Below are 22313 nucleotides of genomic sequence, written 5' to 3' on the forward strand. Positions count from 1 at the left end.
ATTGGGCTCCCCGGACGCGTTATGGCACCACACTGCGGAGAATCGGGCCCGGGCCATGAGGCGCAGTTCTCGCGATCGAGAGCGCATCATGGTCCACTAGGTCAGGACCGCCGGGCGATCTGGTCCGCGAACAAGCTGCGCGGCAGGCCGTCCGCGACCGCGCGGACGTCCTTCTCGAGCGCGGCGGCCAGGTCGTCGAAGTTCCAGGGCCCGTCCGAGTGCGCCTCCGCCACGACCGTCGGGTTCTCGTAGAGGCTCACGTCGAAGCCCACCGAGCCCAGCACCCGCCCGGTCAGCCAGTCCGACCGCTCGCTCGCCAGGTAGAGCGCGAGCTCGGCGATGTTGTCCGGGGACCGGACCGGGTCGTCGTCGCCCGGGCGCTCCGCGACCGCACGGTCCTTCTCCGCCACGGTGGCGACGAGCCGGGTCGCGGCGGCCGGCGCGATCGCGTTGGCCGTCACGCCGTACCGGGACAGCCCCTGGGCCAGCGAGTACGTGAGCCCGACGATCCCCATCTTCGCGGCGGCGTAGTTGGCCTGCCCCGGGGAGCCCTCGAGCCCGGAGTGCGAGGTGAAGTTCACGATCCGGAAGTGACCGTCGGGCCGGCGCTGGGCCCGGAAGTGCGCGGCCGCCGCCCGGGAGGTGGAGAAGTGTCCGCGCAGGTGCACGCGGATCACGTCGTCCCACTCCTCGTCGGACATGTTGAAGATCATCCGGTCGCGGAGGATGCCGGCCGCGTTGACCAGCACGTCCAGCCCGCCGAACTCGCGCACGGCAGTCTCCACCAGGCGCTCGCCCGTGGCGGTGTCGGACACGTCCCCGCCGTCGGCCACGGCCCGCCCGCCGGCGGCCCGGATCTCCGCCGCGATCGCCTCGGCCCGGCCCGCGTCGGCGCCACTGCCGTCCGTGCCGCCACCCAGGTCGTTGACGACGAGCGCCGCACCCTCCGCGGCGAAGCGCCGGCAGATCGCGGCCCCGATCCCGTTCGCGCCGCCCGTGACGATCGCGACCCGTCCCTCGAGCACGCCCATCACGCCACCCGCAGCCGGCCGCGGTCCAGGACCACGGCCCCGTCGCCGTCCCGGGTCGTCCGGAAGACCGCCCCGCCCGTCTCGTCCCGCCAGATCGACACCGTCAGCCGGTCCCCGGGGTAGACGGGCGCGGTGAAGCGGCCCTCGACGGAGCCGAACCGGGCGGGGTCGCCGCCGCAGACGGTGTGCAGCAGCGCGCGGGCGGTGAACCCGTACGTGCACATGCCGTGGAGGATCGGCCGGTCGAACCCGCCGCGGGCCGCGAAGGCCGGATCCGTGTGCAGCGGGTTGCGGTCGCCGGTCAGCCGGTACAGCAGGGCCTGGTTCGGCGCGGTGACGAGCGGGACCACGTGGTCCGGCGGCCCGTCCGGGGGCGGCGGGGCCGGGGCACCGCCGCGCGGCCCGCCGAACCCGCCCTCCCCGCGGATGAACGCCGAGCCGACCGTCGTGGCCAGCGGCGCGCCGGTCGCGGCGTCGACGGCCTCGCAGGTGGTCTCCACCAGCGCCCCGCTGCCCTTGTCGTACACGCCGGTGACCTGCGCCGTCACCTGCGCGCGGCCCTCCACCGGCAGCGGGGCGTGCAGCCGCACGGCCTGCTCGGCGTGCACGAGCTTCGTGTGGTCGATGTCGCCGAGCGGCACCGCGCCGACCCGGGTGACGATCGCGGCGTAGGTCGGCAGCGCGAGGGTGGTGAGGCCCTCGGTGTTGTCCGTGGTGAGGGCGAGCTCGGCGAGCGGGTCCTCCTGTCCCGCGCCGACGGCGAGCGCGTAGAGCAGCACGTCGTCGCGGGTCCAGGCGAACTCCGCGGGCTCGCCGCGGGTGCCGAGCAGGTCGGGCGCGAGGGGCATCAGATCTCCTTTGATCCAGCTGCATCAAAGTTAGCCCGATGATCCGCCCGCGACCACCCCCGAGAACGACGGGACCGGGGCCCACCACCCCCGCGGGACCCCGGCCGTCGTCACCACGTCATGCCCTGGCCTTCGCCTCCTCCGAGTAGCGGACCTTGAGCAGGGACTTGCAGTACTCGCCGTTGGTCTCGATCCCCACCCGCTGCAGCCGCGCCCGCCGCAGGTGCAGCGGCACCTGAGCGGCCGTGACCCGGCTGCCGTCGGGGTGGATGAGCAGCGGTGCGTCGTCCTCGTAGGGCAGGCCGATCGCCATCCGCCGGTCCCGGAGCCGGCGCAGCTCCATGGAGTCGGGGACGTCGGCCAGGGTGAGCTCGGCCAGCTCGTCCGGCCCCACCCCCTCGTCGACCAGCGGCCGCGCGAGGCGGTCCTGGCCGGCGAGCGCCGCCTTCGACAGGAAGATGTGCCGCAGCTCGTCGAGCTCCGCCGTCGCCTCACCCTCGAACGAGGCGACGAACCCGGCGTGCGCGGCCACCCCGCCGTTGATCTCCTCCGACGCGTGGTGGTCGGCCAGCCTGACCACCGCGTGCGTGACGCCCGGGACCGCGGAGACCGCGTCGTAGGCGTCGGCGACCATCAGGAAGGAGAAGTTGGGCGCGCAGAAGAAGGTCGGCAGGCGCAGCCCGACGGAGACCGCTCCCTCAGGCGAGACGGTGCACGACTCGACGAAGTCGAGGTCCGTGATGGGCTCGTCCAGCTCCGGGTCGAGCACCGTCCCCAGCGCCCGCCAGACCTCGGCGGGCAGATCGGTCATGCCTGGGCACCCGCCTTGTCCTCGACGAGCTCCTCGCCCGGCTGCATGGTCTCGTCGGCCGTGGTCGGCAGCTGCAGCTCCTGCGGCACCGGGATGTCGTAGAGCTTCGCGGCGTTGAGCCCGAGGATCTTCTTCTTCGACGCCGTGGTGAGCCGCGGGTAGTCGGCGAACTGGTCGTCGTCCGGCATCTGCCAGTCGACGAAGCCCTCGACCTGCCACTTCGGGGTCCAGATCATGTAGTCCGAGCCGAAGGTCATCTTGTCCTCGCCGACCCAGAACAGCAGCTCGCCCATGACCTTGGCGAAGAACTTCGGGCGGGCGTGCATGAGGCCGCCGATGACGACCGAGAGGCCGGCGTAGACGTTGGGCTCCTGCACCGCCATGAAGCAGAAGTCCTCGATGCGCGGCAGGCCCACGTGCTCGACGATGAAGTTGAGCCCCTGGAAGTCCGTCGCGGCGTGGTCGACGTCCGAGACGTCGAAGGCGTCCTTGTCCAGCGGCCAGATGGTCGGGCCCTTGTGGACGTGGATGTTCTTGATGCCGAGCTCCTGCGCGGCCTGCAGGAAGTGGTACGCCTCGGGGTCGGTCAGCTTGTAGCCGCGGGAGTCGCCGTTCCACTCCGCGGTGTAGAGCTTGACGCCCTTGAGGTTGTACTTCTTGGCGTCCTCCTCCAGCTGGTGCAGGCCCGCGTCGCCCTCGCGCGGGTCGAACCGGCCGTTGACGATGAGCTTGTCGCCCCACCGCTCGAGCAGCTGCGCGTTCTGCTCGACGGTGTTGAAGCCCTCGCGGTACCACTCCTTGAGGTACGTCGACTGGAAGATCGCGACGTCGACGTGGCCCTCGATGAACACGTCCCGCTCGTAGTCCTCGGGCGTGACCTTGAGGTACTTCTCCCAGTCCCAGTGGGTCTCGGGCGGGCCGAGCTGGTGGTAGCCGTAGAAGCAGTCGATCCAGCCCTTGGCGAACTGCTCCTTGCCCTCGACCCAGTTCTCCTTGGACGCGTCCCAGAAGTGGCTGTGGGAGTCGACGACGAAATACTTCTCTCCGTCTTTCTCGTACATGTGGTGGTTCCTTCCGTCAGCGTCGGTGCTGTTCAGAGGGGGTGTCGATCAGGGGACGAGGATCGCCCGCCCACGGACCCGGCCGGCGTCGAGGTCGTGCAGGGCGTCGAGCGCCGCGTCCAGCGGGTACTGCTTGGTGTGCAGGGTGACCTTGCCGGCCTGCGCGAGGACCATGAGCTCGGCGAGGTCGTTGTAGGTGCCCACGATGTTGCCGATGACGTTCTTCTCGCCCGCGACGAAGTCGAGCGTCGGGGCGGTGAACTGGCCGCCGTAGCCGATCACGTACATGTAGCCGGCCGGGGCGGTCATCTTCCAGGCGTCGTTCTCGGCGCCCTGCTCGGCCACGAAGTCGAAGACGACGTCTCCGCCCTTGCCGTTCGTCAGGTCGAGGACGGCGTCGACGTGCGTGCCGTTGGCCTCGACGGTCTCGTCGGCGCCGATCTGCTTGGCCAGGGCCAGCGCGTCCGGGTTGCGGTCGACGACCACGATCCGGGTGCCGGTGATGGCGGCGAGGGTCTGGATGCCGATGTGCCCCAGCCCGCCCGCGCCCTGCACGACGGCGGTGGTGCCAGGGTGGAGGGCCGGAACGGCCTTGCGGACGGCGTGGTAGGCCGTGATGCCGGCGTCGGCCAGGGCGGCGACGTCGGCCGGGTTGGTGTTCGGGTCCAGCTTCACGCAGGCCCGGGCCGTGGTGCGCAGGTACTCCGCCATACCGCCGTCGTTGTTCGACAGGCCGGGGAAGAACGCGTTCTCGCACTGCATGTCCTTGCCCGCCCGACAGGCGAGGCAGAGGCCGCAACTGGGCTGCGGGTGCAGGATCACCGTGTCCCCGACCTGCACGTTCGTGACGCCGTCGCCGACCGCGTGCACCCATCCCGCGTTCTCGTGCCCGATCACGTACGGCAGATCGGGGTTCATCGCCTCGGCCCAGTCACCGTTGACGATGTGCAGGTCCGTACGGCAGACGCCGGCCCCGCCGATCTTGACGATCACGTCGAGCGGGCCCTGGAGCTCGGGCTCCGGGATGTCGTCGATCTTCGGATCGGAGTGGTACTCGTGCACCCGGACGGCTTTCACGCCCGTACCTCCTCGGAGTCGCTGCCGCTGTGGTCCCGATCACCGTCGATCACGGTGTGCGGTGTCACAAGGCGCGTTATTCCGACATGCGAGAAAAAGGGCGAATCGGGCACGATCGCCGAGTGCGCGGTCCGGTGAGACGATCGTGAACGAGCGTGCTTCGGTCCGCTGACCTGGGACGACGACGTCGGCGCAGCTGCCGCCGATGCCGTCCGGCCCGGTGTCTCATCCTGCGACGGCCTGCCCTTCGGGCGGGGAGCGGAGCCCGTCCTCACCCCCCGTGTTCCACGTGGAACACGTGCGGTCGCCGAGCGGCGGCTTGCCGTGGGCGCCGCTAGCGTCGGCCCCATGCGGACCGTCATCGCGGGAGGACACGGCAAGATCGCGCTCCGGCTCGCCACGCTGCTGGCGAACCGGGGCGACGAGGTGGTGGGCGTGGTGCGCAACCCCGACCACCGCGCGGACGTGGAGGCGACCGGGGCCGCCGTGGCCGTGGTCGACCTCGAGCAGGCCGCGCCGGATGACCTGGCGCCGCACCTCAAGGGGGCCGACGCGGTGGTCTTCGCCGCCGGTGCGGGCCCGGGCAGCACCGCCGAGCGCAAGGACACCGTCGACCGGGCCGCCGCCGAGCTGCTCGCCGACGCCGCCGTGGAGGCGGGCGTCCGCCGCTACCTGCTGATCTCCTCGACCGGGGTGGACCAGGAGCCGGACCCGGAGCGCGGCGAGGTCTGGGTGGCGTACATCCGGGCCAAGAAGGCGGCCGAGGACGCCCTGCGCGACCGGCCCGACCTGGACCTCACGATCGTCCGCCCGGGCCCGCTCACGGACGACCCCGGCATCGGCCGCGTCCGGTTGTCGGCGGGTCCGCTCGAGCGCACCGCGATCACCCGCGACGACACCGCCGCGGTGCTGGCCGCGCTCCTCGAGGCGCCCGACACGGCAGGGTTGACGCTCGAGCTCATGGGTGGCGACGACGACATCCTCGAGGCGGTGGCCGCGGTCCGGCCCTGACCGGGGCGGACCACAGCCGGAGGCAGGGGGAATGATCGGCTGCGCCGCGGGGTCGCCCGGGGTGACGCCAGGGGAGGAGTGCGGGTGAGCGAGCACGAGTTCGACGTCGTCGTGATCGGGGCGGGCCCGGTCGGGGAGAACGCCGCCGACTACGCCCACCGCGGTGGCCTGTCGGTGGCGCTGGTCGAGGCCGAGAAGGTCGGCGGGGAGTGCTCGTACTGGGCGTGCATCCCCTCCAAGGCGCTGCTGCGCACGCCGAGCGCGGTCGCCGCCGCCCGCCGGCTGCCGGGCGTGACCGCGGACTTCGACCCCAAGGCCGTGTTCGCCCGCCGCGACTCCTTCACCTCGCGCGGCGACGACTCGGGCCAGGCCGAGTGGGTCGGCTCGGCCGGGATCACGCTGGTCCGCGGGCACGGCCGGCTCGCCGGGGAGAAGACGGTCGTCGTGGGCGACGACGTGTACCGCGCCCGGCACGCCGTCGTCGTCGCGACCGGGAGTGCGCCCGTCACCCCGCCGATCGACGGCGTCGACACCGTCCGGACCTGGGGCTCCCGTGAGGCGACCGCCGCCGACGAGGCCCCCCGCCGGCTCGGGGTGCTGGGCGGCGGCGTGGTCGCCTGCGAGATGGCGCAGGCCTACGCGCGGCTGGGCTCGCAGGTCACGATGCTCGTTCGGGGGAAGCGGCTGCTCACCTCCGCCGAGGCCGTCGCGGGGGAGAAGGTGGCGGAGGCGCTGCGCGCCGACGGGATCGACCTGCGGCTCGGCCAGGGGCTCGACGCCGTGTCCAAGGCGGGTGACGCGATCGCGCTCACCGTCGGCGGCGAGACGATCGAGGTCGACGAGCTGCTGCTGGCCACGGGCCGGCGGCCCCGCACCGCGGACGTCGGGGCCGAGAGCGTCGGGCTGGAGCCCGGAAAGCCGTTCGCGATCGACGACTCAGGGCTGGTCCAGGGCGTCGACGGCGGGTGGCTGTACGCGACCGGCGACGTGACCGGGCGCAGCCCGCTCACGCACATGGGCAAGTACCAGGCCCGGATCGCCGGTGCCACGATCGCCGCGCGGGCCGCCGGCGCCCCGGTCGACACCGGGGCCTGGGGCGAGCACGCGATGACGGCCGACCACCACGCCGTGCCCCAGGTCGTGTTCACCGATCCCGAGGTCGTGCACGTCGGGTGGACGGCCGAGGAGGCGCGCGAGGCCGGCGTCGACGTGCGCACGGTGGACCTCGACATCGCCGTGGCCGGGTCGTCGCTGCACGCCGACGGCTACGACGGCGCCGCGGTGCTCGTGGTCGACACCGCGCGGGAGGTGCTGGTGGGGGCGACGTTCGTGGGCCAGGACGTCTCCGAGCTGCTGCACTCGGCCACCGTCGCGATCGCCGGCGAGGTGCCGCTCGGGCGGCTGTGGCACGCCGTTCCGTCCTTCCCGACGATCAGCGAGGTGTGGCTCCGGCTGCTCGAGACCTACCGCTCGGAACTGCAGGCGTAGCCTTCGAGGACGTGCTCGACCTGATCGACCTGCGCGCCGACTGCAGCCGCTGCACCGGCCTGTGCTGTGTGGCGCCGGCCTTCGCGCGCTCCGCCGACTTCGCCTTCGCCAAGCCCGCCGGCACGCCCTGCCGTCATCTCCGGCCGGACGCGCGCTGCGGCGTGCACGCCGAGCTGCGGCCGCGGGGCATGGTCGGGTGCACGGTGTTCGACTGCTTCGGGGCGGGACAGGCGTTGTCGGCGCGGGCGGACTGGCGGGACGGCGGCGAGGACGCGGTGTTCGCCGCCTTCCCGCAGCTCAGGACGCTGCACGAGCTGCTGCGGTACCTGGTGGAGGCGCGGGGGTTGGTTGGTGGCGGGGTGGCCGACGGAGCTGCGGTTGGCGGGGGTGTGGTCGGCGGAGCTGCGGCCGACGGAGCTGCGGCCGACGGAGCTGCGCTCGGCGGGGGTGTGGTCGACGGAGCTGCGGCCGAGGGAGCTGGCCTCGGCGGGGGTGTGGTCGGCGGAGCTGCGGTCCGCGGGGGTGTGGCCGATGGTGTTGTGTCTGGCGGTGACGGTGCCGGGGCCGGCCTGGCCGACGACCTGGACGCGGCGATCGCGCGGACCGAGGACCTGGCGGCGCTGGACCCCGCTCAGCTGGCGACGCTCGACGTCGAGGCCCATCGCCGCGTGGTCAACCCGCTGCTCGTCGCGGCCAGCGGGGCGGTGCGCGGGGACGGGCCGGACCGCCGCGGCGCCGACCTCATCGGGGCGCGGCTGCGCGGTGCGGACCTGCGGCGGGCGAGCCTGCGCGGCGCCCTGCTGCTCGGTGCCGACCTCCGCGGCGCCGATCTGCGCGGCGCCGACGTCACCGGGGCCGATCTCCGCGGCGCCCGATTGGAGGGCGCGGACCTGCGGGGCGTGCTCTTCCTCGTGCCGCCGCAGCTCACCGCGGCCCGCGGCGACGGCACCACCCGCCTCCCCTCAGGGTTCGAGCGTCCGGCCCACTGGACCACCGCACCCCGCAGTTCCACCCCCGCCCGCACCTCGTCCCACCCGCGCACGGGGCGCAGCCGACCCCGGCGGCGCTGAGCACCTCTCTCGTGCTCAGACTCGAGGAGCGGAATCGCGGTGAGCGCGGACTTCTTCCACTCCCGGCGATCGCGGCACGCAGATGAGATGTGGTGCAGGAGCCGCCTCAACGCGGTCGAGGCACCGCAACCCGCCCTGCGAAGGGCGTGGAGCGGGCCGGCGAGGGGGCTCGGGGCGGGCTCGCCGCGTCGCCGGCTCCGGGGAACCGGCACGAGACGGTGATCGTTCCGGGCGGTACGTGATCGCAGTGACGGCGGCTCTCCTGTGACGCTCGGCGCCCGTCGACGTCGGCACCCGAGCAGTCGCCGGCGATGACTCGGTGCCGCCGAAGTGGGGCAGGATCACTGGTCACCTGTCGCGGAGCGGTTCCGCGGTGAGCGCAGATCTCGCTCCGCTGCCGGCGACCACCGGCAGGGAGGTCGCGCGCCGGAGAGCCAGGATCAGATCAGGGAGCGGTCTGGCTGAGCGCCGCGGCGACCCCGATGGTCACCGCCATGACCGTGACCTCCACGCCCGCCCATCGCAGCACGGGAAGCGTGCCGCGTTGCAGCCGTCGACGGGCCACGCCCCCGAGCAGGGCGAGGACCACGATCAGCCCGGTCTTGGTGAGGATCAGCGCTCCGTAGCCGCCGGTGACCAGGTCGCCCAGGGCCGGCAGCCGGAGCACCGCGTTGGCCACCCCCGTGAGCGCGGTCGCCGCCAGGCAGACGGTGGCGATCCGGGAGAAGCGGGGCAGGCCGCGGTCGAGCAGCGCCCGGTGCGGGGCCACGAGCAGGAGGAGCACGCCGAGCCCGCCGACCCACAGTGCGGCGGCGCCGACGTGGAACGCCACCGTGACCACCGCGAGCGAGTGCTCGGGTGACGAGCCGGTGTGCCCGGTGACGGCCGGCGTCAGCGCGCCGAGCAGGGCCGCGACCAGCACGACCCGCCCGGGCACCGAGTCCGGGTTGCGGAGCCGGGCGATCGCGCAGCCGAGGACGGCGGCCGCGCACAGCGCCGTCAGGACGATCCCGCGGCCGGCGGCGACCCGGGTGACGAAGGCACCGACGTCCACGCCGGTGATCGCCCCGAGCGGGCGGCCGACCGCCTCCGCGGTGCGCACCGCGATCGAGACCAGCACCGCGACGAGCCACGCGCCCGCCACGACGACGGTCGCGCGGTCGCCGCGTCGGATCACCGTGGCGCCGCGGGCGTCCCGCGCCGAGGTCGGGACCAGCACGGTGACCAGGCCGAGCCCGACGCAGGCGACCGCGGCCGCGTCCGTCAGCCCCCGGAGGGCGGTGGCGGCGAGGGTGATCCCGGCGGCCTGCGCCAGGACCCCGGCCAGGAGGGCGGCGCCGACCGCGAGCGCGGCCCACACGAGCGGGGCCACCCGCTCGGCGGACGAGCCCCGGCTCGCGGTCGGCGCCCCCATCAGACCTGCTCCTGCCCGGTGCCGGGCGCGGCCGTGACCGGACCGCTCACGACCGGCCCAGCCGCATCGCCACGGCCACACCGGCACCCACCAGCACCACGGCACCCACGATCCACGGCCAGACCGGCATCCCGCCGGACTCCTCGGCGGGCGCGGCCTGCGCGGCCGGGGCGGCGCTGGGCGCAACGTCGGCCGACGGGGCCGGCGCGGCCGAGCTGCCGGTGCCCGTCCCGGCAGTGGTCAGGGTGAACCCGACCTTGCCCGAGACGGGATGGCCGTCGTCGGAGAGCACGCGGTAGCCGATCTCGTAGCGGCCGGCCGGGCCGAGCGGCCCGACCGTCGCGCTGACCGAGTCGCCCTGGGCGAGGACCTCGCCGGAGACGTAGTCCTTGCCGTCCGGGCCGATCACGGTGACCGTGTTGAAGCCCTGCTGCATGGTGTCGCTGAAGGTCAGCGTGACCTTCTGCGGTCCGGTGTCGAGGGTGGCGCCGTCGGCCGGGTCGCTGCCCTCGAACTCGGCGTGCGCGAGCGCCGGGGTGGCGCCGAGCAGCAGCGCGAGCCCGGCGAGCAGGCCGGCGACGGCGAGGCGGACCAGGCGTGTCATGTGTCGCTCCCCACCTTCTCCTCGCTCCGCGGGGAGGGCGTCGGGGCCGGCCGGCGGCTGCGCAGCAGCGCCCCGCCGCCCAGACCGAGGCCGAGTGCGCCGAGCAGCAGCCCGACGCCGCCGAGCCAGCGGGCGGTGGTGTCGGTGGTCGACGCAGCCGTCTCGTCGGTGCCGGCGGCCGCGGCACCGTCGTGGCCGCCGTGCGCGTCGCCGGTGGCGGCGGTCAGCGTGACGGTCGGGGCCGGGTGCTCCGGCTCCGGCCCGCCCGGGGTGGTGGGCTCGTCCCAGGCGACGACGCGGCCGTCGTCGTAGGTCTGGGTGGCGGGCAGGACCAGCTGGTCGGTGCCGGTCGGCAGCGGGCCGAGCGACAACGGGAAGTCCACGAACTGACCGGGGCCGATCCGGGTGCCGGGCTGCGCGGTCCAGGTGACCTTGGTGACGGCCTGGGTGACCTGCCGCCCGTTGACCTCGACGGGCGCGGGCAGGTTCCCCTTGGTGACCTCGGCGGTCCACCCCGGCTGCGGGGTGGTGCGGGCGGAGGTCACCGGGTGGTCGGTCGGGAAGGTGACCTCGAGCTCGGTGGTGCCCGCGGTGTCGGACTCGTTGGGCACGCGCATCGAGATCACGGCGTAGCCGCCCTGCTCGGCGGTGCTCGGCTGGGCGGTGACGTGCGCGGACGCCGGGACGGTCCCGGCGAGGAGGAGACCGCCGGCGGCGGCGGTGACGGCCGTCGCGCGCAGCGCGGTACGGCGTGTGCGGGTGAGCACGGGTTGTCCTCTCGGCGCGCCGGCGTCGGCGCGCGGGATGCGGACCGGTCGCGGGTGCGGACCGGCGGGTTCGATCAGGGGACGGTGATCGGACCCGCTGCCGGTGGACCCCGGCGCAGGACGGCGCCGACGGCGGCGCGGCGGACGTGCCCGACGGTCCCGGCCGCGGGCACGGCCAGCGTGCGCAGCGGGGCGTCGGCGGGAAGGGGTGCGGACCGGCGCGGCAGGACCCGGCGCAGCGCGCGGGCCAGGGCCGACAGGAGCCGGTCGGCGTCCCGCAGCAGGAGCCCGGACAGCACCGTGGCGACGGCGTGCATCACCAGCATCTGGGTGCCGGAGGTGGGGCCGCCGTGGTCGTGCCCGAGGAACTCGAGCAGCTCGTGCAGCACGAACTGGCCGCCGCCGAGCACCAGGAGGGTGCCGACGGGCCCGCGGGTCCGGTCCGCGGTCGAGGTCACCACCAGCGCGAGCAGCGGCAGGAGGACGACGAGCAGGCCCAGGTCCGGCAGCGTGCCGCCACCCGCCAGGTGGCCGAGGGCGGTCAGCAGGGTGCTGAGCGAGGCCAGCACGGCGCCGCGCAGTGCCCGCGCGTGAGCCGGTCCGGTCGGCGGGCCGGCCCCGAACGGGCCGGTCCGGGACTGCATGGGCACAGACCGTAGCCGAGCGCGGCCCGGGCGCCGAGGATCGGGTCAGGGGCGGATGCCGAGGAGGTCGAGCAGCTGGTCCTCGACGCGGTCGAGCTCGCCGGAGACGGCGCGGAACGCGGTGCGGCGGCGGGCCGAGGGCATCTGCTCGGCCGCCCGGACGGCCACGGCCAGGTCGGCGAGCCGGGGCCGCATCTCCCGGACGAAGGAGGTGGCGGCCGGGGTCGCGTCCGGCGAGCTCTCCAGCTCGGTGAGCGCCTCGCCGGCGCGGGAGATGCGGGCGTGCAGGGCGCCGCCGCGGCCGGTGTAGCGGCCGAGCTGGTCCGCGGGGACGCCGAGCTGCCGGGCGCGGTGCGCGTCCCAGCGGTCCCGGGCCACCGCGCCGGCCGCGATCGCGTAGGGCGCCAGCAGCGGCGCCACGGCCTTCCCGACGGCGATCAGCCGCTTGGTGTTCGCGGGCGTCAGGTCCTTGGGCGCGGCGGTGCCGGCCTCCTTGGCCAGCGCCTTCTGGGCCTTCCCGGCCTCCTTGCGGGCCCTCTTGGCCGCCCGGCGCCCCGGCTTGTCCGCGGCGACGGCCTCGACGGCGGCGAGCGCGGTGCCGGCGGCCCGGCTCACGGAGTCGCCGGCCTGCTCGGCGATCCTGCGCGCCTTCCGCTCGGCCCTCTCGGCCGCCTTGGCGGCCTTCCGCTCGACCCGAGCGGCCTTCCTCCCGGCGCTCGCGGCGGCAGGCGACCCACCTCGTCGCAGTGCCATGTGTCCCGTGCCTCCCGCGTCGCGTACCCGATCCCGGTGATCAGCGGCAGCCTAGAGGGCGTGGCGCGCGGTGGCAGGCGCGGAGTTGTCGGTGCCGGTCTCTACCCTCGGGTGTGTGACGGCGACGATCAGCGGTGCGGGCGGGCAGGCGGGCCCCGGCGGCCCCGTGCCCGGGCGCGGCGAGGGGTCGACGCCCACGGTGCACGGCACGCCCTCCGCGAACGGCCACACCGTCCCGCTGCTCGACGCGGCGGCCACCACCCGGTGCCGACGCAGGGTGCACCTGGACCACGACCCGTCGGCGGCCTCGGCGCCGCGGGCCCTGCCCGATCCGGCGTTGGAGCAGCGCCGGGCGGACGTGCGGGAGCACCGCGCCCGGGTCGCCGAGACCGTGGCCGGCGGCCAGGCCGCGGCGTGGCGCGCGGTGCCCGAGGGCCTGCCCGCGGCGGAGCGTGCCCGGCTGACCGGAGAGCTGGTCGCCGGGGGCGCGGGCGTGATCGGCGGGGCCGTGCTGCCGGTCGATCCGGCGGGCCGCCGCGGGTCGGCCGAGCTGCTGGTCCGGGTGCCCGGCGGCGGGTACGTGCCCGTGATCGTCGTGCGTCACCGGATCACCGATCCCGGTGCCGGCGCGGCCACCACGCTGCTCACCAGCCCGTTCCCGCAGCTCGCGGTCGTGGACGAGGAGCGGAAGGTGCGCTCGCAGCCGCGGGACCTGCTGCGCCTGGCGCACCTCACCCGGATGCTGCAGACCGTGGGCTGGGCCCCCGCGGCCGAGGTCGAGGGCGCGGACCGCGGCGGGGTCGTCGGGCTCGACGCGGACGTGGTGGTCTGGCACGACCTGCGCGCCGGCCATTGGCCGGGGGACCGCAGCACCCTCGAGGAGTACGACGAGCGGTTCGCCGACCGCGCGGCGGTCGCCCTGGCCGCGGCCACCGGGGCGGAGCCGCTGGCCGAGCCCTCGCGGGTGCTGGAGTGCCGGCGGTGCCCGTGGTGGCCGACGTGCGAGGCGCGGCTGACCGCGGAGCGGGACGTCAGCCTCGTGGTCCGCGGCGACACCGCCGTGGCGCTGCGCGAGGTCGGCGTCCGCACGGTCGACGCGTTGGCGGACCTCGACCCGCTGGCCGAGCCGCCGGTGCCCCTGCCCGGCACCCCGTTCCCGGACGTGGTGGCGCTGGCCCGCGGCTGGCGGCGCGGCCTGGCCGTGGCCCGCCGGGTGGAGCGGGTGCCCGTGTACCGCGCGGACGTCGAGGTGGACGTCGACATGGAGAGCTTCGGCGAGTCGGGCGCCTACCTGTGGGGGGCGGCGCTGTCCTACCCGGGTGGGGCGCGCGAGGGGGACGAGCCGGAGGGCTACCGCGCCTTCGCCACCTGGGAGCCGGTGCCGACGCCGGACGAGGGCCGCTCGTTCGCCGAGTTCTGGACCTGGCTCTCCGGTGTCCGGGCGGCCGCCGAGCGGACCGGCCGCACCTTCGCCGCGTACTGCTACAACGAGCAGGCCGAGAACCGCTGGCTGCTGTCCTCGGCCACTCGCTTCGCGGGGATGCCGGGCGTGCCGCCGGTCGAGGAGGTCCGCGAGTTCATCGCCGCGGACTGGTGGGTGGACCTGTTCGCCGTGGTCAACGAGTGGTTCCTGTGCGCGCAGGGCAAGGGGCTGAAGAAGATCGCGCCGGTCGCCGGGTTCCGCTGGCGGGACCCGGAGGCCGGCGGGGAGAACTCGATGCGCTGGTACCGGGACGCGGTGGGCATGGACGGGGCCCCGCCCGACCCGGCGCAGCGCGAGCGGCTGCTCGGCTACAACACGGACGACGTGCTGGCCACCCAGGCGCTGCGGGAGTGGATGACCTCGCGTGCGATCGACGAGGTGCCGCTCGCCTCGGAGCTGTGAGCGCACCGTGCCCGGGGCCGTGTCGGAAAACCGCCAGCGCGGGCGGGCGGCGGCGGAGCATGCTGTGCGGGTGCAGCTGAGCTGGCGGGTCGTCCCGGCGCCGGAGCCGATCGGCGCGCTCACCGTGGCGGTGAGCGAGGCCGGCCTGTGCCTGGTCGGGTTCGGGGCGGTGCCGGAGCGGGCGGTGGCGGCCGCCGGGCGGCTGGGCGCCGAGCCCGTCGAGGACCCGGTCGGCACCCGGACCGCGGCCACGCAGCTCGAGGAGTACCTGGCGGGCTCGCGCCGGGTGTTCGACCTCCCACTGGACTGGCGGCTCACCCACGGCACTCAGCGCACCGTGCTGCAGGCGCTGTTCGCGCACGTCCCGTTCGGGGCGACCACCACCTACGCCGAGCTCGCCGCGGTCAGCGGGGCCTACGAGGGTCACGGGTACACGGCCGCCCGCGGGGTCGGGGCGATCATGGGCTCGAACCCGCTCCCGGTCGTCGTGCCGTGCCACCGGGTCATGGCCGCGGGCGGCCTCGGTGGCTTCGGCGGCGGCCGCGCCACCAAGGAGTGGCTGCTCGCGCACGAGGGCGTGCTGGCCCCGACCCTCTTCTGACCTCGACGGGCACGCCCTGCTCGCAATGCTCGCGGGTCTGCGTGCGGTTCGGCTCGCAATGCTCGCGGATCTGCGTGCGGTTCGGCTCGCAATGCTCGCGGATCTGCGTGCGGTCCAGCTCGCTCCGCACGCGAACGGGCTTTCGAGCTGGTCATGATCGCCGTCCGAGACCGGAATGCGCCAGATCTGGCGCTCAATGGTCACGAGTGACGATCATGACCGCGGTAGGCCTCTGTGCGCTGCTCGCGGTGTCCGTAGGGGGCTCTTCCCTGCAAGGCCCGCGGATACGCGTGCGCCCCTGCCGGCAACTCTGGCGGATACGCGCGCCCCTGCCGGCAGTGCTCGCTCATCCGGTGTCGGGGGCGTCATGATCACCGTTTCGGACCGAAGAGGCGCCATATCCGGCGCTGAATGGTCACAACTGACGATCATGACCCGGTGCGGGCCTCACCCCGCTGCTCGCGGGTCCACCTCTGCCGCTTCCTGCAATGCTCGCGGATCCGCCTGCGACGCTTTCCGTACTGCTCGCGGATCCGCCGGCGCCGCTTTCCGCACTGCTCGCGGATCCGCCGGCGGCGCTTTCCGCACTGCTCGCAGATCCGCCTGCGGCGCTCTCTGCAGTGCTCGCGGATCCGCCTGCGGCGCCGCACCCCGGCGCCGCTTCCCGCAACTGCTCGTCATCCACTCTCGAACTCGCAATGCTCGCAGATCCGCTCACGCAGTCCGGCTCGCAAACACTCGCGAATGCCCCCGCACGCCGGCCATGATCGCGAGCGGAGACCGGGATGCGCCATATCCGGCCCTCACCGGTCCCATCAGACGATCGTGGTCGCCGCCTGCTACACCCCCTGCCCGTGACCGGAACGCGCCTCCGGTCGGCGCCCGTGGCCGCCCGGTGCGAGGGTGGGGCCGTGGCACCCCGCACGTACGAGAAGCTCGGCCCCACCGGAGCGGCCGCGAGCACCCACCACCTCGGCACCTCCACCGCCCTGACCGTGCTGGCCCGGGGCGGCAACGCCTTCGACGCGGCCGTGGCGGCCGGGTTCGTCCTCCAGGTCGTGGAGCCGCACCTGTGCGGTCCCGGCGGCGAGGTCCCGGTGGTGTTCACCACCGCCGCGGACCCCCGCCCCACCGTGCTGTGCGGCCAGGGCGTCGCACCCGCCGCGGCGACGATCGACCGCTACCGCGCCGAGGGCTGCACGATCGTGCCGGGCACCGGGCTGCTCGCCGCGACCGTCCCCGGTGCGTGGGACGCGTGGCTGACCCTGCTGCGCGACCACGGCACCTGGGAGCTGGCCGACGTCCTCGCTCCCGCCATCGGCTACGCCGCGCACGGGTTCCCGCTGGTCCCGAGGATCCCGGACACGATCGCGACCGTCGCGGAGCACTTCCGCCGGCACTGGCCGACCTCGGCCGAGCAGTGGCTGTCCGCGGGCGACGTCCCGCGCCGCTCGCACCGCCTGCCGGCGCTCGCGGCGACCTGGGAGCGGCTGCTCGGCGAGGCGCAGGGCCCGAGCCGGGAGGCGCGCATCGACGCGGCCCGGGCGGCCTGGTACCGCGGGTTCGTCACCGAGGCCGTCGACCGGTTCTGCCGCACCCCGGTCCGCGACGAGACCGGCGAGGACCACGCGGGCCTGCTCACCGCCGACGACCTCGCCGGCTGGACCGCGACGTACGAGGACGCCCTGGTCGTCGACGCCGGCGCGGGCTGGCAGGTCGCGAAGTGCGGGCCGTGGTCGCAGGGCCCGGTCCTGGCGCAGATGCTGCGCCTGCTCGACGGCGTCGACCTGGCGTACGAGGACGGGGTCGCCACCGCCGACACCGTGCACACCGTCGCCGAGGCCGCGAAGCTCGCCTTCGCCGACCGCGAGGCCTGGTACGGCGACAGCGCCCCGGTGCCCATGGACGAGCTGCTCGCCGACGACTACACCACCGCTCGCCGCCGGCTGATCGGCGAGCTGGCCGCCCGCGACCTGCGTCCCGGATCGCCCGGGGGTCGGGAGCCGCGGCTGGGCGCGCTCGCCACGGACCCCGACCGGCCGATCGGCAAGGGCATCGAGGGTCCCGGCACCGGCGAGCCGACGGTGGCACGACTCGGGGAGGGCGTGGCGACGGGCGAGCCGGCGCCGAGCGAGCCCACGCTCACCCGGCAGGGCGTGGCGCGCGGGGACACGGTGCACATCGACGTCGTCGACGCGGCCGGCAACATGGTGTCCGCGACGCCGTCGGGCGGCTGGCTGCAGTCCTCGCCCGTGATCCCCGGGCTGGGGTTCTGCCTGGGCACGCGGGCCCAGATGTTCTGGCTGGAGGAGGGCCTGACCAGCTCGCTCATGCCGGGCCGGCGTCCCCGCACGACCCTCTCGCCCAGCCTCGCGCTGCGCGACGGCGAGCCCCGCATCGCCTTCGGCACGCCCGGCGGCGACCAGCAGGACCAGTGGCAGCTGTGCTTCGTGCTCGCCCACACCCGGGCGGGGCTGGACCTGCAGGCGGCGATCGACGCCCCGGCCTGGCACTCGACGTCGTTCCCCGCCTCGTTCGCGCCGCGCGGCTGGGAGCCGGCCGGGCTGGTCGTGGAGTCCCGGCTCGGCGCCGCCACGGTCGACGAGCTCGCCCGCCGCGGCCACCGGGTCACGGACGCGGGACCGTGGGCGCTGGGCCGGCTCTCCGCCGTCGGGCGGGGGGAGGACGGCCTGCTCGCCGCCGCCGCCGACCGCCGCAGCGGTGTGGGCTCCGCCGCCGCTCTCTGACCCCGGATGCACGAACGGCACTTCCGCTCACTAGGTGTGAGCGAAAGTGCCGTTCGCCGTGGCGGGGAGCGGGTGGTCAGCCCAGGACGGCCTGGATGTCGATGTCGATTCGCAGGGTGCGGCCGATCGCCAGCACGCCCGCGAGGACGCTCTGGTTCCAGGAGATCGCGAAGTCGTCCCGGGAGATCTCGGTGGTGGCCGAGAAGGCCGCCCGGGTACCGCCCCACAGGTCGGGGCCGGTCCCGCGGTACTGGACGTCCAGCGCCACCGGTGCGCTCACGCCCTTGAGCGTGAGCACCCCGTCGACCCGCCAGTGCCGGGTGTCGATGCGCACCAGCCCGTCGGACTTGTAGCCGATCTCCGGGTAGACGTCGATGTCGAGGAAGTCCGCGCTGCGCAGGTGCGCGTCCCGGTCGGCGTCGTCGGAGTCGACGCTGCCCGGGTCGATCGAGACCTCCACCGAGCTGTTCTCCAACGGGTCGGCGACCTGGATGCGGCCGCCGAAGCCGCGCAGCCGCCCGTGGATCCGACTCATCCCCAGGTGCAGGGCGGTGGCGCGGATGCTCGAGTGGTGCGGGTCGATCGTCCAGGTCCCGGGGGTGGGCAGGACGTCCCCGCCCACCTTGGCCAGCTCGAGCACCCCCATCGCGGAGCGCTCCCCGACCACCTGGACCGTGCGCGCGGCGGGCTCGTGCCCCGCCGCCGCCGCGATCACCGTGTAGGGGCCCCGGTCGAGGCCCTCGATCACGAACCCGCCGTCCTCCCGACTGGCCGCGCGGCCGCGCTGCACGCCCGTCGCGTCGACGGCCGTCAGCGTGCCCCCGGTGACGGGCCAGCCGTCCGGGGTCGTCAGCCGTCCGGTCACGTCGCTCATCGGTTCCCCTCCGTCGTCCCGTTCTGCGCCGCGCCGGTCCCCACCGTCCCGTTCTGCCCGGCGCCGTGGCGGTCGGCACCGTTCCGGTCCGTGCCGAACAGCGCGGCGCCGTGGTCGGCACCGTTCCGGACACCGCCGTTCTGCCCACCGTGGGCGGCGGCGCCGTTCTGCACGGGAGCGGGGAACTCGACGTCGGCCGTGGTCACCCCGTCGGAGCCCACCTGCACCACCGTCGCCACCGGCGCGTAGCCGCTGGCCGTCAGCGTGTAGGTCCCGCCGGGCAGGTTCTCGAAGACGAACGAGCCGTCCGGGCCGGTCACGGTCGACGCGACCACGGCGCCCCGTCCGTCGATCAGGGTGGCGAGCGCCTCGGCGACCCCGCGGCCGTCGCCGGCGGCCACGACGGTCCCGACGAGCCGGGCCCGCCGGGGCAGCTCGACGTCGTGGTCGGTCACCGTCCCGGTCCGCAGCTCGACCGCCGCGGCGACCGGCGCGAAGGAGGCGCCGGTGACGGTCAGGGTGTACCGCCCCTCCGGCACACCCTCGAGCCGGTAGCGGCCGCCGGCGTCCGGCCGGCCGGTCGCCGCGACGTCGCCCCGCGCGTCGATCAGTGTGATCGTGGCATCGTCGACCGGCGTGCCCTCGGCGTCCCGCACCGCGCCGCGCACCGCGCAGGTGCCGGCGAGCGGGACGTCGTGCCGCACGGGCCGGTCCGCCACCGCGACCATCGCCGCGTGCGGCTGGAAGGCGCCGGACGTGGCGACGACGAGGTAGGTGCCGCCGTGCGTCAGCGGGATGCGGTACCCGCCGTCCGGCCCGGTGAGGGCGCGGCCCTCCTGCCGGCCGGCCGGGTCGGTCACGGTCACGACCGCGTCGGCCAGCCCGGCGCCGTCGGCGCGGTGCACGATGCCGTTGACCTCGGGGCCCGGGCCGTACCCGGCCGGTCCGGCGGCGTCCTGGGGCGACGGTCCGGCCGGCGTGATCGGCTCCGTCGGCAGCGGCTCCGGCCGGCCGACGAGGTGGTGCCGGCCGCCGTCGACCGGCCCGTCACCCGCGGCCGGCCCGGCGCCCCGCGCGGCCACCGCCGCGCCGACCGTGCCGGGACGCGGCGCAGGGTGCCCGTTGCCGAGGTGCCCGTCCGCCGCGTGTCCGTCGTGCAGGGCCTGGAACTCCTCGATCGGCTCGACGGCGGCGGTCACGGCCGCGGGGGCGGGCGGGGTGCCGGCCTCCTCGGCCAGCCGGGCCTGGGCGCCGGACATGGTGCGCAACGGCAGCTCCTTGATGAAGAGCACGATGACGAAGGCCAGCGCGATCACGCAGGCGGCGACCAGGTAGGTCAGCGTCATCGCGTCGGTGAACCCGACCAGGAACGGCCGGGCGAGCCGGGCGTCGATCTGCTGCAGGAAGGCGGAGTCGTTCAGCACGCCGGAGGCCGCCGACAGGTCACCGGACTGCGCACCCTGCACGATCTGCTGGTTGGCCGGGTCCGCCACGACCGCGGGGTCGGCCAGGGCGGAGCGGAAGACCTGCCCGGCGTCGCCCCGGAAGGCGGCCGTGATCTTGTCGCCGACCGTCGAGAACATGATCGACAGGAAGATGGCCGTGCCGAGCGTGCCACCCATCTGCCGGAAGAAGGTCGACGACGCGGTCGCGACGCCCATGTCCCGCGCGGGCACGGCGTTCTGCACCGCCAGGACCAGGGTCTGCATGCAGCACCCGAGGCCCAGGCCGAACATCGCCATGTAGAGGTCGAACTCCCACAGCGGGATGTCGACGCTGAGCCGGAAGTGCAGGATCAGCAGGGCGGCGGCCATCAGCGCGGTGCCGATGACCGGGAAGATCTTGTAGTGCCCGGTCCGGGAGGTGACCTGGCCGGAAACGACCGACGCCGTCATGATCCCACCGACGAGCGGCAGCATCAGGAAGCCGGACTCGGTAGGGGTGACCCCGTGCACGATCTGCAGGAACTGGGGGAACAGCGCGATGCCGCCGAACATCCCCATGCCGATCACGACGCCGGCCAGGCTGGTCAGGCTGAACACGCCGGTGCGGAACAGCCGCAGCGGGAGCAGCGCGTCGTCGCCGTAGCCGCGCTCGCAGAACAGGAAGGCGACCAGGCCGATCGCGCCGACGACGTAACAGACGATCGCCTGGTTGGAGCCCCAGCCCCACTCGCGCCCCTGCTCCGCGACGATCAGCAGCGGCACCAGGCCGACGGCCAGGGTGAGCGCCCCCGGCCAGTCGATGCGGTGCGGGCGCGGGGTGTGCGGGACGTTGAGGACCTTGGCCACGACCACCAGGGCGACGGCGCCGATGGGCACGTTGACCAGGAAGATCCAGCGCCAGCCGTCGATCCCGGCGAGGGTGGCCTGGCCGGAGAAGACGCCGCCGATGACCGGGCCGAGCACGCTCGACGTGCCGAACACGGCGAGCATGTAGCCCTGGTAGCGCGCCCGCTCCCGCGGCGGCACGATGTCGCCGAGGATCGTCAGGGCCAGCGCGAACAGTCCGCCGGCGCCGAGGCCCTGCACCGCGCGGAAGCCGGCGAGCATGTACATCGACGTGGCGAAGGTGCACAGCACCGAGCCGACGATGAAGATCGAGATCGCGGTGAGGAACAGCGGCTTGCGGCCGAAGATGTCCGACAGCTTGCCGTAGAGCGGCGTGGAGATCGTGCCGGTGATCAGGAACGCGGTGGTGGCCCAGGCCTGCTGGGACAGCCCGCCCAGGTCGTCGGCGATGGTGCGGATCGCGGTCGAGACGACGGTCTGGTCGAGCGCCGCCAGGAACATCCCGAGCATGAGCCCGATGAGGATGGTGACGATCTGCTTGTGCGACAGCTCACCGCCCCGGTCGGTCGGCGGGGCCGGCCGCGCGGGCGCGGCGGCGGCGGGTGGGCTGGTCATCGGGGGTCCCCCTCGGTCGTGCGGTGGAGATCGGCGACGAAGCGGCCGAGCAGGTCGGCGAGCTGGCCGCGGGACTCGGGGGTCCAGCCGGCCAGGGCGTCGACGAGCTGGGCGGCCCGGCGCCGCCGTTCGGAGTCGAGGACCCGGTGGCCCTCGGCGGTGGCGGCGAGCAGGCTCGCGCGTCCGTCCTCGGGGTCGGCGCGGCGCTCGACGAGCCCGGCCCGGACCAGGCCGGCGACCTGCCGGCTGATGGTCGACGGGTCCGCGCACATCGCGGCGGCGATCTCCCCCGAGCGCTGCGGGCCCTCCGTCGCGAGCTTCGCGAGCAGCGGGAACGCCGCCGTCTCGAGCTCCGCGCGGTAGGCCGGGCCCACCCGCTTGACCAGACGCATCAGCATGACGATCTGGTGCACCAACCGGTCGGCGACGTCGAGGTCCCGGTCGTCGAGGTCCCGGTCGTCGAGGTCCCGGTCGTCGAGGCCCCGTGCCCCGGCCTCCCCGGCAACGGTCTGCCGGGTGTCGACCGCGCCCGTGGAGGGCGCGGGCGCGCCGTCGATCTCGGCGGTCATGCGTGCTCCTGGTGGTCTCTTTTACCTGCGCTTTGCGTGTATCACGCAACGAGTTGCTGTACGCAAGCATGGACCCGTCCGGGCGCCGCGCGCAAAGCGATTACCTCCGGAGGACGGTGATCCCCACCACCTCGCCGGGTTACCGTGCCCGC

19 protein-coding genes are annotated in these 22313 nt (G+C 74.7%); 6 read left to right on the forward strand and 13 right to left on the reverse strand.

All coding sequences use genetic code 11. The features are described 5' to 3' along the window. Nucleotides 1–101: 101 nt before the first annotated feature. The 5 genes from ABD990_RS12700 to ABD990_RS12720 form a co-directional block, all read right to left on the reverse strand. Nucleotides 102–1031, reverse strand: coding sequence for an SDR family NAD(P)-dependent oxidoreductase (locus ABD990_RS12700; protein ID WP_345380635.1), 930 nt, complete (start codon nt 1029–1031; stop codon nt 102–104). Continuing rightward, the gene (locus tag ABD990_RS12705) at nt 1031–1879 is read right to left on the reverse strand and encodes a MaoC family dehydratase (protein ID WP_345380636.1); all 849 of its coding nucleotides are present in this window, start codon (nt 1877–1879) and stop codon (nt 1031–1033) included. Before ABD990_RS12705 ends, ABD990_RS12700 begins: the two co-directional genes overlap by 1 nt. A gap of 118 nt (nt 1880–1997) precedes the next feature. Next, nucleotides 1998–2690, reverse strand: a complete 693-nt coding sequence (locus ABD990_RS12710; protein WP_345380638.1) for an iron-sulfur cluster assembly protein — start codon at nt 2688–2690, stop codon at nt 1998–2000. Continuing rightward, a complete protein-coding gene (locus ABD990_RS12715) occupies nt 2687–3751 on the reverse strand; it encodes an amidohydrolase family protein (protein ID WP_345380639.1) in 1065 nt (354 codons plus the stop codon). Before ABD990_RS12715 ends, ABD990_RS12710 begins: the two co-directional genes overlap by 4 nt. Before the next feature lie 48 nt (nt 3752–3799). Continuing rightward, nucleotides 3800–4828 carry an NAD(P)-dependent alcohol dehydrogenase gene (locus tag ABD990_RS12720; protein ID WP_345380640.1) on the reverse strand — a complete coding sequence of 343 codons (1029 nt, stop codon included), beginning with the start codon at nt 4826–4828 and terminating at the stop codon, nt 3800–3802. A 348-nt stretch (nt 4829–5176) separates the two neighbouring features. Here ABD990_RS12720 and ABD990_RS12725 point away from each other — a divergent pair, with 348 nt between their 5' ends. The 3 genes from ABD990_RS12725 (at nt 5177) to ABD990_RS12735 (ending at nt 8397) form a co-directional block, all read left to right on the forward strand. Next, complete coding sequence (locus tag ABD990_RS12725) at nt 5177–5839, forward strand: SDR family oxidoreductase (protein WP_345380641.1); 663 nt, start codon at nt 5177–5179, stop codon at nt 5837–5839. 84 nt (nt 5840–5923) lie between these two features. Further along, the gene (locus tag ABD990_RS12730; RefSeq protein ID WP_345380642.1) at nt 5924–7327 is read left to right on the forward strand and encodes a dihydrolipoyl dehydrogenase family protein; all 1404 of its coding nucleotides are present in this window, start codon (nt 5924–5926) and stop codon (nt 7325–7327) included. A gap of 11 nt (nt 7328–7338) precedes the next feature. Beyond that, nucleotides 7339–8397 (forward strand): pentapeptide repeat-containing protein, encoded by a 1059-nt coding sequence (locus tag ABD990_RS12735; RefSeq protein WP_345380643.1) that lies wholly within the window; start codon nt 7339–7341, stop codon nt 8395–8397. A gap of 445 nt (nt 8398–8842) precedes the next feature. On the opposite strand, the gene ABD990_RS12740 is transcribed toward ABD990_RS12735, so the two are convergent. The 5 genes from ABD990_RS12740 to ABD990_RS12760 all read right to left on the reverse strand — a co-directional run bounded on the left by ABD990_RS12740 (nt 8843) and on the right by ABD990_RS12760 (nt 12579). Further along, entirely contained in the window at nt 8843–9811 is a 969-nt protein-coding gene (locus ABD990_RS12740) for a copper resistance D family protein (protein WP_345380644.1), read from the reverse strand. 46 nt (nt 9812–9857) lie between these two features. Then, on the reverse strand, nt 9858–10415 hold the full coding sequence (locus tag ABD990_RS12745) for a copper resistance CopC family protein (RefSeq protein WP_345380645.1): 558 nt from the start codon (nt 10413–10415) through the stop codon (nt 9858–9860). Beyond that, nucleotides 10412–11182 carry a YcnI family copper-binding membrane protein gene (locus ABD990_RS12750; protein ID WP_345380646.1) on the reverse strand — a complete coding sequence of 257 codons (771 nt, stop codon included), beginning with the start codon at nt 11180–11182 and terminating at the stop codon, nt 10412–10414. The genes ABD990_RS12745 and ABD990_RS12750 overlap by 4 nt, the downstream gene beginning before the upstream one ends. Nucleotides 11183–11256: 74 nt before the next feature. Beyond that, complete coding sequence (locus ABD990_RS12755) at nt 11257–11826, reverse strand: hypothetical protein (RefSeq protein WP_345380647.1); 570 nt, start codon at nt 11824–11826, stop codon at nt 11257–11259. A gap of 45 nt (nt 11827–11871) precedes the next feature. Beyond that, nucleotides 11872–12579, reverse strand: a complete 708-nt coding sequence (locus tag ABD990_RS12760; RefSeq protein WP_345380648.1) for a DUF6474 family protein — start codon at nt 12577–12579, stop codon at nt 11872–11874. A 199-nt stretch (nt 12580–12778) separates the two neighbouring features. On the opposite strand from ABD990_RS12760, the gene ABD990_RS12765 reads away from it, so the two are divergent. The 3 genes from ABD990_RS12765 to ABD990_RS12775 all read left to right on the forward strand — a co-directional run bounded on the left by ABD990_RS12765 (nt 12779) and on the right by ABD990_RS12775 (nt 17812). Next, nucleotides 12779–14464, forward strand: a complete 1686-nt coding sequence (locus tag ABD990_RS12765; protein ID WP_345380773.1) for a TM0106 family RecB-like putative nuclease — start codon at nt 12779–12781, stop codon at nt 14462–14464. A 19-nt stretch (nt 14465–14483) separates the two neighbouring features. Next, the gene (locus tag ABD990_RS12770) at nt 14484–15065 is read left to right on the forward strand and encodes a methylated-DNA--[protein]-cysteine S-methyltransferase (RefSeq protein ID WP_345380649.1); all 582 of its coding nucleotides are present in this window, start codon (nt 14484–14486) and stop codon (nt 15063–15065) included. Between the two features lie 911 nt (nt 15066–15976). Then, nucleotides 15977–17812, forward strand: coding sequence for a gamma-glutamyltransferase family protein (locus tag ABD990_RS12775; RefSeq protein WP_345380650.1), 1836 nt, complete (start codon nt 15977–15979; stop codon nt 17810–17812). Between the two features lie 76 nt (nt 17813–17888). Here ABD990_RS12775 and ABD990_RS12780 read toward each other — a convergent pair whose 3' ends face one another. The 3 genes from ABD990_RS12780 to ABD990_RS12790 are packed head-to-tail and all read right to left on the reverse strand — an operon-like array spanning nt 17889 to nt 22161. After that, nucleotides 17889–18686, reverse strand: coding sequence for a YceI family protein (locus tag ABD990_RS12780; protein WP_345380651.1), 798 nt, complete (start codon nt 18684–18686; stop codon nt 17889–17891). Beyond that, a complete protein-coding gene (locus ABD990_RS12785; protein ID WP_345380652.1) occupies nt 18683–21592 on the reverse strand; it encodes an MFS transporter in 2910 nt (969 codons plus the stop codon). Before ABD990_RS12785 ends, ABD990_RS12780 begins: the two co-directional genes overlap by 4 nt. Further along, complete coding sequence (locus tag ABD990_RS12790) at nt 21589–22161, reverse strand: MarR family winged helix-turn-helix transcriptional regulator (protein WP_345380653.1); 573 nt, start codon at nt 22159–22161, stop codon at nt 21589–21591. Before ABD990_RS12790 ends, ABD990_RS12785 begins: the two co-directional genes overlap by 4 nt. Nucleotides 22162–22313 lie beyond the last annotated feature (152 nt).

Source organism: Pseudonocardia yuanmonensis (assembly GCF_039542425.1).
Classification (GTDB): Bacteria; Actinomycetota; Actinomycetes; order Mycobacteriales; family Pseudonocardiaceae; genus Pseudonocardia; species Pseudonocardia yuanmonensis.